8 protein-coding genes are annotated in these 12,661 nt (G+C 42.1%); 6 read left to right on the top strand and 2 right to left on the bottom strand.

The genetic code is table 11. The features are described 5' to 3' along the window. The first annotated feature begins 896 nt into the window (after positions 1–896). The 3 genes from NSP_RS08400 (at position 897) to NSP_RS08410 (ending at position 4,342) form a co-directional block, all read left to right on the top strand. The gene (locus tag NSP_RS08400; protein WP_006195594.1) at positions 897–2,477 is read left to right on the top strand and encodes an energy transducer TonB; all 1,581 of its coding nucleotides are present in this window, start codon (positions 897–899) and stop codon (positions 2,475–2,477) included. 176 nt (positions 2,478–2,653) lie between these two features. Further along, positions 2,654–4,018, top strand: coding sequence for a tRNA (N6-isopentenyl adenosine(37)-C2)-methylthiotransferase MiaB (gene miaB, locus NSP_RS08405; RefSeq protein ID WP_006195593.1), 1,365 nt, complete (start codon positions 2,654–2,656; stop codon positions 4,016–4,018). A gap of 102 nt (positions 4,019–4,120) precedes the next feature. Then, positions 4,121–4,342, top strand: coding sequence for a BrnT family toxin (locus NSP_RS08410; RefSeq protein WP_006195591.1), 222 nt, complete (start codon positions 4,121–4,123; stop codon positions 4,340–4,342). Between the two features lie 252 nt (positions 4,343–4,594). On the opposite strand, the gene NSP_RS08415 is transcribed toward NSP_RS08410, so the two are convergent. Further along, entirely contained in the window at positions 4,595–5,437 is an 843-nt protein-coding gene (locus tag NSP_RS08415; RefSeq protein WP_006195590.1) for a lysophospholipid acyltransferase family protein, read from the bottom strand. Between the two features lie 1,561 nt (positions 5,438–6,998). On the opposite strand from NSP_RS08415, the gene NSP_RS08420 reads away from it, so the two are divergent. Next, positions 6,999–9,338 (top strand): hypothetical protein, encoded by a 2,340-nt coding sequence (locus NSP_RS08420; protein ID WP_017803981.1) that lies wholly within the window; start codon positions 6,999–7,001, stop codon positions 9,336–9,338. A 51-nt stretch (positions 9,339–9,389) separates the two neighbouring features. On the opposite strand, the gene NSP_RS08425 is transcribed toward NSP_RS08420, so the two are convergent. After that, positions 9,390–9,578, bottom strand: a complete 189-nt coding sequence (locus tag NSP_RS08425; RefSeq protein ID WP_006195584.1) for a hypothetical protein — start codon at positions 9,576–9,578, stop codon at positions 9,390–9,392. 430 nt (positions 9,579–10,008) lie between these two features. Here NSP_RS08425 and thrC point away from each other — a divergent pair, with 430 nt between their 5' ends. Together thrC and NSP_RS08435 are read left to right on the top strand one after the other, a co-directional pair. Continuing rightward, positions 10,009–11,100 carry a threonine synthase gene (thrC, locus tag NSP_RS08430; RefSeq protein WP_006195583.1) on the top strand — a complete coding sequence of 364 codons (1,092 nt, stop codon included), beginning with the start codon at positions 10,009–10,011 and terminating at the stop codon, positions 11,098–11,100. Positions 11,101–11,337: 237 nt separating this feature from the next. Then, the gene (locus NSP_RS08435) at positions 11,338–12,648 is read left to right on the top strand and encodes an ATP-binding protein (RefSeq protein ID WP_006195582.1); all 1,311 of its coding nucleotides are present in this window, start codon (positions 11,338–11,340) and stop codon (positions 12,646–12,648) included. Positions 12,649–12,661 lie beyond the last annotated feature (13 nt).

Genomic DNA, 12,661 nt, shown 5'->3' on the forward strand with positions numbered 1-12,661 from the left:
TTAACCGCTAGATAAAATACTCAACTTTACTATTGCAATTGACAGTGCTTCTGTATTCTTATCTTAAAACAAATAAAGCATACCAAAGATATTAATGTGTCAATATGGCATGGGTTAACGCACCTATGCAAATAAACGTTTTTAGACTTGTGTGTACCTCAATTTTAACGGTAACTGGAAAACCCAGCTTCCATTCCTCTCTCCTGCAAGGAAGCACGGTGTACACACAAATGATTGAATTACTCCATTTGTGTAGGGTGTGTTGTCGCGTAGCGCAACGCACCATCTTAGATTCTCGGTGCGTTAGGACTAAAGTCCATAACGCACCCTACCCAAATCAAAGGTTTTAGACTTGTGCATACACCTTAACCTGCAAGGAGAGAGGCGTTAAATTTTCCCCCTTCCCTGGTAGGGAAGGGGGTTAGGGGGTTAGGTTTCGCGTTAGCTTTTCCATTTTTTTGGTAAATTTAGGATAAATCACAATAATTGATATTTCTTCGCGAAGAATTTAGGACTTACGCAATAACTCTCTGCAACCCTCTTTCCTTCGTGTCCTTCTCCCTTGGCGCTAGCCTCTCCCTTTGGGAGAAGGGGAGAGGCTAGCGCCAACGCGTTCTTTGTGGTTCGTTTTTTCATGATTTTGCGTAAGTCCTGGAATTAAAATAAAATATCAGTCTATAAAAAAGAATAATTATTATCTATATTTCATGACATAACAAATAATTTCAACTAAACAATCTATATGCACACAAGCCTGATGCTCAGGAATGGACTGGGAAGTGTGGGCTAAAACAGGTTTTCGTAGGATTACCGAAAGAATTTAAATTTTTTACTTGATATTTTTAGCTTATGCGTTCTAGTATAACTAAATAAGTGAGAATAGGTAGCAATAGACTATGAGCTTTTCCGGCATTACCGTCAAACATCGTTCCCAAGAAGTTGAAGCTCTCAAGACTTTCTTGATGTATAGTCTGATTAGCTCGTTAACGCTACACATCGCCTTACTAGCTTCGGGTATAGGTAGTTTGTTGGTGAGAGTGCCGAAGGAACAATACGAACCAATAGAGTTAGTAATTTTAGATCCGGTAGACCCTCCAGAGGAAAAACCAGAAAAACCGCCGGAAATAATTCCCGAAAAAATTAAAATACCCGAACCTACCAAGATTGTTACGAGTAGAGTCACACCAATAACACCGGTGAAAATTGAGCCAACATTTTCCCAGCCTGCTGTAGCGCCACAACAACAGCAGCCAACTGTAACTCCACCAGCACCAAAGGTTGAGAGTGTGAAAGCTCCTCCGGTTCCCCAGCCAACTCAACCAACGGTTTCTCAGCCACCCCCACCAACAACTCCCCCACGCCAGGAATCTGTAGCTAAGTTAGAATCTCTGTTGACTTCAACAACAAGATCATCAGAATCACCAATTGCAGTTCCTCAGACGAATCAAGCTAGTGAACGACTCAGAGGAACTTTAAGTGGATTAAGAGATTCCAGAGTCACTCAAAGCAGTAATACAGTAGCTTCAGGTACGGGAACAAATAATAATATAAGTAATAATATAAGTAATAATACAAGAGTACAGCGATCGCCTGTAGCCGTCGCACCCACTGCACCCAGCACACCACAGATTAAAACACAGCCACAAAATAATAGTGGTGGTAATTCCAGAGGTTCAGGTGATGGTCGTGCAGCTTGTACCCAGTGCAGTGCCAGCTATCCAGAGTTTGCCAAACGCCGAGGAATTGAAGGCAGAGTAGAAGTAGCTGTTGATACGGATGCAAAAGGTAATGTTACTAATGTGCGGATTGTTAACTCTAGTGGTAACAGCAGATTAGACAAAGAAACCTTAAGACAAGCCCGTAACTGGAAATTGAAACCCTCAGAAAATGGCAGACAGGGAGTATCAATATCCACAAACTTTGCTCTTGAAGGTTCACGGCGACACCGCCAACTCCAAGAACGGAAAAAGAAAGAACAAGAGCAAGCAAGACAGAGAAGCCGCGAGAGAGCGGCATCTAGTTCTACACCCACACCGAGTCCAAATACTCCTGCTACCAACACCACCAGCAAACCTACAGTCAGAGCCAGAAGAGAAATTACACCAACAGCGCCAGCAGCACCAATCACCAGACCCGCAGCAGCAACACCAGTTAGACAACCACGCCAGCAAAACACCGCCACAGGTTCATCATCTGGAACAAGGACCACTCCTACTCCTAGCCAGTCAAAAGTCAGAAATTCTTTGCGTAATGTGCAGCGTCAGAGAACCTCTACTAATTCTGCACCAGCACCAAAACCAGCACCAGTAGCGCAACCCAGCACAAATCGGCGGCCGCGTCCCACAGCAAGTACACCAGCACCAGCACCAGCACCAGCAGCACCAGCGAATACTTCATCTTCTAGTCAAAATCAGTTGCGGAATTCATTACGCCGTAGTCGCGAAGCAGCTCCATCTGAGCCAGCAAGTGAGGAATAAATAAGCTGTTATGCAACCTGGGGAAATAGGGGTAACGCATTCCCCACGCATAAATGCGGGGGCTTTTAGTAGCCCTGAGTAACTGATAACTGGTAACTGATAACTGATAACTGATAACTGAGTTATAGAATAGAAATAAAGTTTATATACGTGACGCTAACTCAGCATAATCGCCCATGATCACTTCTAATCGCCACTACCACATTATTACTTTCGGTTGCCAAATGAATAAAGCCGACTCAGAGCGCATGGCTGGCATTTTAGAAGACATGGGCTTTGAATGGTCGGAAGACCCCAATGATGCAGATTTGATTCTCTACAATACTTGCACGATTCGGGATAATGCCGAACACAAGGTGTATTCTTATCTCGGTAGACAAGCCAAACGCAAGCAAGAAGAGCCTGGTTTAACGCTGATTGTTGCTGGTTGTGTTGCCCAACAGGAAGGAGAAGCCCTGTTACGACGCGTGCCAGAATTAGACTTGGTAATGGGACCACAACACGCCAACCGTCTTCAAGATTTGCTGACATCAGTTTTAAATGGTAATCAAGTTGTGGCTACTGAGTCGGTTCACATCATGGAAGATATCACCCAACCGCGACGAGATAGCAGTGTGACTGCTTGGGTGAATATCATTTATGGCTGTAATGAACGCTGCACCTATTGTGTGGTTCCTAATGTGCGTGGTGTAGAACAATCTCGCACGCCAGAAGCCATACGTGCCGAAATGGAAGAACTGGGGCGACAAGGTTACAAAGAAATTACCCTACTCGGTCAAAATATTGACGCTTACGGTCGAGATTTGCCGGGGACAACTCCAGAAGGTCGCCATTTGCATAATTTCACTGATTTACTTTATTATGTCCATGATATTCCAGGGATTGAACGGTTAAGATTTGCCACGAGTCATCCCCGTTATTTTACGGAGAGATTAATTAAGGCTTGTGCTGAGTTGCCGAAGGTGTGTGAACACTTTCACATTCCGTTTCAATCAGGGGATAATGAATTATTGAAAGCAATGTCACGGGGTTATACTCACGAGAAATATCGCCGGATTATTGATACCATTCGGCGTTATATGCCTGATGCGTCAATTAGTGGGGATGCAATTGTGGGCTTTCCTGGAGAGACGGAAGCACAGTTTGAAAATACTCTGAAGTTGGTAGAAGATATTGGCTTTGATTTGTTGAATACAGCCGCATATTCTCCGCGCCCTGGTACACCAGCAGCTTTGTGGTCTAATCAACTCAGTGAAGAAGTTAAAAGCGATCGCCTACAAAGATTAAACCATTTAGTCAACGTCAAAGCATCCGAGCGATCGCAGCGTTACATGGGACGTATCGAAGATGTCTTAGTAGAAGACCAAAACTCCAAAGATCCCACCCAAGTCATGGGACGCACTGGCGGTAATCGTTTGACTTTCTTTACTGGCGACATCAGCCAATTAAAAGGGCAAATTGTCAAGGTTAAAATTACTGAAGTTCGGGCTTTTAGTTTAACAGGTGAACCCGTAGAAGTGCGCCAAGCAGTACCAGTGTAATCTGAGATTAAGCAAGTTTATTTCAGTTCTTAGAACCCTTAAATTGGATTAGTCTTGCTTTAGTCGTAGTGTTTGAATTAACGACTTATAGATGATCTGGGTATGGAGTTCAAGTGGGATGAGTCAAAAGCAGCCATAAACCTGAAGAAGCACAATGTCAGTTTTGAAGAAGCTAAAACTGTCTTTGATAAGGGAGCAACGCGATTTTGTGAAATGACCCTACTTAAAGAGCGATCGCTAAAAACTAGCTTCAGTAGATTATATAAATTAGTTACGGTGAAAGCAGTGTTAATACTGATCCACCTTTTTCATAAAATTCTCTAAGAGGCTGTTTCAAAAGTGGTTGGCTGTGATTTTAGGCACTCGCAGATCCCCTTGAGCCTCCCCTTTTCAAGGGGGGAATTATAGCAAAAGTCAAAAGTCAAAAGTGAAAGACTCGCTGTGACTGGGTTTTAGGCTTTTGCCATGTCCTAACAACCTTGGCGGTTGCTATAGAATCAAAGTCCCCCTTTTTAAGGGGGATTTAGGGGTATCTAGAATGTTTTGCTACCAACAATCAGACTTTTCAAACATCCTCTAAGCACTGAGTTTAACTAATTCGTCTAACTCTTCCTGCATCTGATTTGCAACTAATTCATAGCATTCATGGACATAATGGCGATCGCTTGCCGCCTCCCGACCGTAGCGTTCAAATACAATGGGTTTACATACCCGTGTTTGAATAGGCATTGGCAATGGGATATTAGGAAGAGGTCCAATTGCTAATCCCCACGGTAATCCCAAATAAACCGGAAAAACTACCGGGTCAATCCCAAATAACCACGGCATTCCCCATTCATGGAATTGCTTTAAAATTTTATAGAAGTCAGCCAACACAAACAGAGTATCATGAGCGCCAGTAGAAATTACAGGTACAATCGGGACATTTTCCCGTAGCGCTAGCTTAATAAATCCTTGCCGTCCGGCAAAATAAATTTGATTCCGTAAATGATGCGGTCGAAAGACATCTTCTGCTCCCCCAGGATACACCAGTACGCTGGCCCCAGAACGCAAAGCGGCGTAAGCCATTTTTGGATGAGCGATTACGGCTCCACTCTTAGCCGCCATTTGGGCTATTTCTGGGGTAAATTTCCAAACATGGGGATGCATGAGACCGTAGACAGGTTTCTCAACCCCAAATTTTCCGAACCAGTCGTACATGATCATTGACATATCAGGAGCCGCTAGTCCCCCATTGTGAGAACCAACGAAGAGAACTTTTTTGTCGGGTTGTATATGATGCCAACCACTAGTTTGAACTCGAAAGTAGTAATGATATAAAAAGCTCAAAAACGGCATCAGAGATTCGATGAACTGGGGATCTCGTTCATCTAAAGACCAACCGAGTTTTTTTCCGCTTTTATGTTTCTTTTGTAACATCTAAAAATATTAACAGAATTAGTTAAAATGTGACTATTGCGCTTGTTCCAGTTAAGGTAGCAAAGTATTAACACATAGATGTTACTTTGTCTAGGTAACATCTTTAAATTGAAATTTGCGTAAAATTGCCAGATTTTTCCGCCCTCACCTACAAAGGGAGAGTGGAATTGCACAAACCCGAAATATAGCCTTGAACCTCCCCACGTCTAAAGCCAGGGGATTCTTGCCTACCTGAAAAAGGCGACAACGGGACATTCAAGTATCCCTCTACTCACTCAAAGAGCTTTTGCTCTCATTCGCGCATACTTTCTGAGTCCTTCATATTTTAAAGATGAACGCTCCATATCCTGCCATTATTCGCCCTTTAACTATTCCGAATCGAGTCGGATATGTCCGTTGCCGGGATTGCTCCGTACTAGGATACTTCAATGCGCTGAAGGTTATTCCTACTTGTTTTCTCGCTAATCTATTTTAACACTGTGGCTAAAGCCACGCAATCGTTTGACGGAACTTAAAAGTTCTTACCGCCTTCTCCCCATGCCTAAAGTCAGGGGCTTGCGTCTCGTTTTTCGGTCAATAGTCTGGACTAGAAAATTGATTTCGGTCGAACTACGGTTGTTCTATTCGGCTTATAGCTAAATTATAACTATATTTAAGTTTTTTTTTCATACATATACCCCTGAGCTTGGTTATATGACAGATATGCCCAGAATTTTGTCATATTTTTGACAATATGTGATTTTGACAATTTTATCCCCAAAAATTTGGTGAAATTGCCTAAATTATCAAAAAGCTTCTAATTCTTATACTTATAACAAGAGCTGATTCGCCAATTTTATTGTTGACTATCTGCCAAAATGGCAAGTGATTAAATTTATTATGTGATATATTCATGATCAGTGCAGAGATTGAATATGATTAAAATACGGAATTCAGCTTAATTAGCTGTTTCTTTTGTTGAGATAATCTGCTTTCCTAACAACCTATTAAATTTAATTTTTGTGACTATTCTAAATACCAAGGTGTATTGCCTCTTTCAAGCTATATCGACGGGATAAAACCCGTCTTTTATTTTGCTGATTATTTGGAAGAAATGCTTTTGTATGACTGCTGGATCACAGAAAATTCCTAGTAATACCAACACTTTGAGATATCCCCATCTTCAGATATATGATTGGTTTTGCTCATGTATTTGGGAATACCAAAATCCAGCCTTATCAGCTTTTAGGACATTTGGACACATCCCATAGGAAGATGACTAAGTAGGAAGATAATAGGTAAATTAATCCGGGATGTTGTTATGCACTGGATTTATAGTGAGGTTTGGTGATCAGCCAAACCTCTTTTATTATTTTTAGCTATAAAAATAGTTTTACAAATCATCAATAATGAGAATAAATAACATATTGCTAATGCATAACTATTTTCTAAATAGCAAACCCTGCTCATGGGATTCTGTAACCTAAGTAATGTAAAAATTTTAGGCAAGATTGGCAAAGCTGGACTATAAAAGAAACAATATTCCACACAAATGTCTTTTCTGGCTTAACTAAGAACTAAAATGGCAAATCGCTCGCGTAAGCCAACGCCACCATCTTCTCAAGGAAATCAGTCTCATGGAAATGGGAACAAACGCGTCTGTGCAAAACCCAGGCCAAAGTCTCAATATCGCAGTTGGCTGTGGTCAACGCTAGCGATCGCGCTATTATTGAGCAGCGCTGGATTAATTATTGCTTTTACCTGGTTCAGCATTCTTTTCATATTCAATCCTGCACAGTTAGGCTGGATGAATGAATTTTTGCCAGAATGGGGGCAAATTCCTCTAAATAAAAGCGAAAATCCCCAAAGCCTCCAACAAATTCAAGATGGTCTGAGTACACAACAAACAGCCGGGGAATCAATTCCCTTAGATAATGAGGAAGGCTCATTTTTATTACCAATTTTTCAGCAGCGTGTCAATTGTCAGTCTGATTGTCAAGAAATTGTGGAACTGAGAGTTTACCAGCGCGCAGAAGATGTAGAATTTCAATCACAACCAGAAAAGTCTTATTATCTAGCGACTCAACTATCCATCACTGCGCCAGATGAATCCTTGATCAATGCGGCATTATTATACCGAGATGATAATATTAGTCTACCCTTAACTAAAATTCAATCTTTGGGGACTGATGTTGTCTCACCTGGGGTGTGGTTGGCTTTGTGGGGTCAGCGTCAACAAGAAACTAATGCGATCGCTTACGGTTATATTATCTATTACAATCCTCAACGCCAAAACCTGCTACAATTATTGTCTTGGCAGAATCCCAATGGACAACTACCCAAATGGGAGCAGGTGACTGGTGGGGGTGCGAAAGAACTGGTTATTGATCAAACAGTGGATTTAGAACCCCAGTTAACCGTTTACCAAGTCCAAGAGACTAATTTTTATCTCAACCCCATTCAACTGGCTGAAATATCCCTAAAATCACCAGCATTCGAGGATTCTGGTTATCAAGATGCTTTATTAATCGCTCGTAATGGATTATGGACACCTGCTTTTGAATGGCTGCAATTTATCCAAAAACAGCATCAAGGAGATTTCCCCGCAGCAGCCCAAGCGCAACTAGATGTGATTCGCTTGCATTCCCAATTAACCAAAGCCCAAGCAGATATGAGTTCGGCTAGCCCTAGTGAACAAGTATTGGCAGAATTAATTGATGGTCGTTGGGCAAAAGCTTTACAGGTATTTGAAGCATCGCTGCAAAATGCCCAAGAAATCGCCAGCCTACTGAAAGCAGATACAGGGCGTTTGTGGAATCGCACAGTGGCGGCGTTGCGAGTTAATCCCACTCGACAAGATGTGCAAGTTTGGGCAACTTTAATTTTAGCAGCCCAGAGGGGAGAAGAACGTGCTAATTCTTGGTTAAAGTCTCAACCACAAATTACTCCATCTCATCTTAGCTATGTTCAAGGTTTGTTACCACAACTGAAGGGGGAGGTGGTGAAGCCGGAAATAGCGCTGAATCATTCTAGTCAAATTATAGGTGCGGTACAACCAATTACTGAAATTAATTCTTCGGAATGGTTGCAACCAGATAGCAACGCCGACCTGACTCTCACAGACAACCAAGTTTGGTATCGGGTAGAGGTGAGTGCTTTTCATGATGGTAAAAGCTGGTTGAGTTCTCCTTTTAGGAATTTGCAACCTCCCAATACTTCCTCCGCCGAGTTTTTTTGGACAACTTTGGGGATAAATCTCAACTCAGAGATTCAGATTATTGTCTGGAATTCACAAGGAGAACAGCAAATTACTTCTGCGACTATCAAAGCTGTACTGTGGCAAAATGGGGTTTTGCAGCTATTGGCGGCTAGTCCCAAAATTCCTGATGATGACAATCATCCTCTCCAACCTAAACCTTTAGCTGTTACCCAGAGCGCCCTGGAATGGGTGCAACCCTCTCCCATTACCCTCTCCACACTGTATCAACAAAATCCCGGTGCTGTGGAGGCTATGCTGCCGATTTTGTGGCGTTCTTTACAAGAAACTGGTCAGCTTCCGGTTGGTGATGTTCCTAGCTTCTGGCAAATTCAAGCACAACTGGGTAACTGGCCTCTACAAATGATTGATTTAACCAATGATACCCAGCCAGAAATGGTGGTGACTATTTCAGCCGATGCGATCGCTTCTTTACAGGATATCATTTTGGATACCCAGAAATCACAGCCAAAACAGTTCCGTCCTCGTACCCTAATCTTATCGGATAGTGGTAAGGTTATTTATACGGACTTTAAAAATTATTCTCAACAATCCTTGACAGCGATCGCCTGGCTTTCTGATAGTCAATCTCTCGCATTGTTAGTAGAGAATGCCCATAACTACAGTATCAAGCGTTGGTCAGATCAAAATCAACGCTTTGAGTAGTAGTCTAATTGATGTCAACTACAGGCGATCGCCATAATCTCGATTATTTAATTATTCTGGGTGATTATCCGAGAGCCTTTGTTGTTTGAGATTTTGCAATTGCTGCAATAGAGAATCTACCTCTGCTTGCAGGTGCTGAAGTTTCGCTTGCTGGTCATCTTGATAATAAGACTTTGTGACATCGCTAACCCAGAGAGTCTGGGAGTGGCGTTCAGAAACACTAGATGAATAGGTAGGCATTGTTAACTAAATTCCACAACTCAACTCACACAATAGTAAATACTATACTAATGTATGTTTAAGGTTTGTTAAAAAGTTGTATATTTTTAATCATATAACCTCATAGGTTACTGGTGTATTCATAAGTGACGGTAATTGTGTGGGCTGTGTTCCATCGTGAAATTTATACTTTGTTCCCTCTCAGACTAGGGTGAATTGACCAAAAGATGGTATGATGTGTTGGAGCATTGACTCCTGTTAATAGTGATCATAAGCTGGCATTCCACATAAAATAAAAATTATCAGTGAGACGTTAGCATTAAAGATAGATAATATTCTTCTAGAATGGAAAATCTAGAAAATAGACCTAAAAAGGAGAAATTAAGTTTTTTTCCTGGTCAATGCAGCGCTCCCTCATCCCCAATCCTTAGTTAAAAAACTTTTAAAGCCTGTGACTGTGAGTTTGTCTGTTGCTAAATCTTATAGCCAACCCTGGCCCGGACTGATAGAAGCCTATCGTGAGTATTTGCCTGTTAGCGAAAAAACGCCTGTTGTCACCTTATTAGAGGGTAATACTCCCTTGATTCCGGTACCGGCGATCGCACAACGTATTGGCAGACAAGTCAAAGTTTTTGTAAAATACGATGGTCTTAACCCTACTGGTAGCTTCAAAGACCGGGGAATGACGATGGCAATCACCAAGGCGAAGGAAGCTGGGGCGAAAGCAGTCATTTGTGCCAGTACAGGCAACACCTCGGCAGCAGCTGCGGCTTATGCTAAACGTGGTGGAATGAAGCCCTTTGTACTCATACCCGATGGTTATGTGGCGCTGGGTAAATTAGCACAGGCTTTGTTGTATGGTGCAGAAGTTTTAGCAATTAAAGGCAATTTTGACCGGGCGCTGGAAATTGTCCGCGAAATGGCAGAAAGCTATCCTATTACTTTAGTTAATTCCGTGAATCCCTACCGTTTGGAAGGGCAAAAAACCGGAGCATTTGAAGTTGTCGATGCCTTGGGTAATGCTCCCGACTGGTTGTGTATCCCCGTGGGTAATGCCGGAAATATCACAGCATATTGGATGGGGTTTTGTCAATACCATCAATCCGGAAAGTGCGATCGCTTGCCTAGAATGATGGGATTCCAAGCCGCCGGTGCAGCCCCCTTAGTCAATGGACACCCAATTTCTCATCCTGAAACCATCGCCACCGCTATCCGCATTGGGAACCCTGCGAGTTGGGATAAAGCTATGGCCGCCCAATCTGCAAGTCTTGGTTGCTTCAAAGCCGTTACAGACGAAGAAATTCTAGATGCTTATAGACTTTTGGCATCATCAGAAGGTATTTTCTGTGAACCCGCCAGCGCTGCATCTGTAGCCGGTTTATTGCAAGTTAAAGACCAAGTTCCCACAGGCGCGACAGTGGTATGTGTCCTTACAGGTAATGGTTTAAAAGACCCAGATACTGCAATTAAACACAGTCACAGCCAATTTAAACAAGGCATTGATGCTGAATTGGGTGCAGTAGCCAAAGCAATGGGATTTTGATAATTCGTAATTCGTTCCCTGTTTTAGTAGATTGGTTTAAACAAAGTGGAAGTAGGGGCGGGTTTACCAATATCCCCGTTAATGATGAATGATGTCTATAAACCCGCCCTTAACATTTTTAATCACTTTTTGCTGCTTACATCTGCGAGTTTGGTGATAAATTCCGAAATATCAGCTTGAGCAACTGTATAATCACGAAAAAGGCAGTAGTATCAGGCTGAATTCGGCTAAATTGTCATGAAACTGAATGTAACTAGATTTTTTAAGGCGTGCAACCCTGCCAAAACACTGGTAGTCAGCAAACCTGAAGATAGACAGTATTATATTGATTTTTCTGAGGTACGTGGTGCCAAGATTATTGAAGAACTAGGGCGGACTATCACCCGTCTCTCACCTGATGAACCTACCTGTCAATTATTTACAGGACATATCGGTTGTGGTAAATCTACTGAACTGCTGCGACTGAAAACAGAATTAGAAAAGCAGGGGTTTCATGTAGTTTATTTTGAATCTAGCCATAGCCTGGATATGGCGGATGTGGATATTACAGATATTTTATTAGCCATAGCCAGAGAAGTCAGTCTCAGTCTGGAAGCAGTCACAATTAAGCTCAAACCGGGATATTTTCAAAATTTATTTAAAGAAATTGTTGATATTCTCCAAACTCCGTTAGATATTGGCGTAGAAGCCGAGTTATCTGTGGGTATTGGCAAAATTACAGCTAAAACTAAAGATAGTCCGAAACTGCGATCGCAATTACGGCAATATTTAGAACCGCGCACCAACGGCATTTTAGAATCAATTAACCAAGAATTGCTCAAACCTGCCATAGAACGACTGAAGCAGCAAGGTAAAGAAGGACTGGTGGTGATAGTTGATAACCTTGACCGCATAGATAATTCTTTAAAACCAGGGGGTTCCTTTTACCAGCCAGAATATCTGTTTGTGGAACGTGGCGAACAGCTAAACCAGTTAAATTGTCATGTTGTGTACACAATTCCCCTAGTATTAATTTTTTCCAACGCTTTAGGAAGGTTAACAAATCGGTTTGGAGTAGACCCGAAAGTTTTGCCAATGGTACCGGTGAAGTTACCAGATGGGGCTGATTTTCTCCCAGGAATTACACTGCTGCAAGAGATGGTCATGGCTAGAGCATTTCCTGGAGTGAGTTGGGAACAAAGCCAGCATTTAATTACTGAGGTATTTGAAGAGGCTGATAGTTTAGAGCGACTTTGCCGAGTTAGCGGGGGTCATCTGCGTAACTTATTGATGTTATTATTTCGCTGTGTGCAAAGAGAAGACCCTCCCCTGTCGCGTAAGTGTGTGGAAAGTGTAATTAAACAACGATGTAATGAGCTAAGTTTGGCTATTACTGAAGATGAGTGGGAATTACTCAGTGAGGTGACTGAATGCAAAAGCTTTAGAGGTGATGAAAGATATGAACTTTTGCTCCGCAGTATGTTTGTATTTGAATATCGCAATGAGGATGGTTCCTGGTTTGATATCAATCCGATTTTGGTAGCGAATGAGGAGGGTAAATCAGAGTAGTCGCGTGTTACCC

It is taken from the genome of Nodularia spumigena CCY9414 (assembly GCF_000340565.2).
Taxonomy (GTDB): Bacteria; Cyanobacteriota; Cyanobacteriia; order Cyanobacteriales; family Nostocaceae; genus Nodularia; species Nodularia spumigena.

Bases quoted from the DNA above. Each gene is read 5' to 3' on its own strand.
- NSP_RS08400 (WP_006195594.1), top strand. From the start codon at position 897: ATGAGCTTTTCCGGCATTACCGTCAAACATCGTTCCCAAGAAGTTGAA.
- miaB (WP_006195593.1), top strand. From the start codon at position 2,654: ATGATCACTTCTAATCGCCACTACCACATTATTACTTTCGGTTGCCAA.
- NSP_RS08410 (WP_006195591.1), top strand. From the start codon at position 4,121: ATGGAGTTCAAGTGGGATGAGTCAAAAGCAGCCATAAACCTGAAGAAG.
- NSP_RS08415 (WP_006195590.1), bottom strand. From the start codon at position 5,437: ATGTTACAAAAGAAACATAAAAGCGGAAAAAAACTCGGTTGGTCTTTA.
- NSP_RS08420 (WP_017803981.1), top strand. From the start codon at position 6,999: ATGGCAAATCGCTCGCGTAAGCCAACGCCACCATCTTCTCAAGGAAAT.
- NSP_RS08425 (WP_006195584.1), bottom strand. From the start codon at position 9,578: ATGCCTACCTATTCATCTAGTGTTTCTGAACGCCACTCCCAGACTCTC.
- NSP_RS08435 (WP_006195582.1), top strand. From the start codon at position 11,338: ATGAAACTGAATGTAACTAGATTTTTTAAGGCGTGCAACCCTGCCAAA.